The 254-nt window shown below is 53.1% G+C and carries 1 protein-coding gene; it reads left to right on the top strand.

The features are described from left to right. On the top strand, positions 1-254 hold a 254-nt coding region (locus V5P19_RS24030), incomplete at both ends, for an MFS transporter (RefSeq protein WP_334408057.1).

Genomic DNA, 254 nt, shown 5'->3' with positions numbered 1-254 from the left:
GACTGGATTGGCTTGTTGGGCGCGGGAACGCTCGCCGGGCTGTTCGTTGGCACATCGCTGTTTGGCTATATTTCCGATAAAGTCGGACGGCGCAAAATGTTCCTCATTGATATCATCGCCATCGGCGTGATATCGGTGGCGACGATGTTTGTTTCATCCCCCGTCGAACTGTTGGTGATGCGGGTACTTATCGGCATTGTCATCGGTGCAGATTATCCCATCGCCACCTCAATGATCACCGAGTTCTCCAGTAC

Origin of the sequence: Enterobacter sp. UNJFSC 003, from assembly GCF_036903355.1 — a bacterium.
Classification (GTDB): Bacteria; Pseudomonadota; Gammaproteobacteria; order Enterobacterales; family Enterobacteriaceae; genus Enterobacter.
Note: the sequence above shows the minus strand (reverse complement) of the source record. Positions and strands in the feature narration are given on the sequence as shown.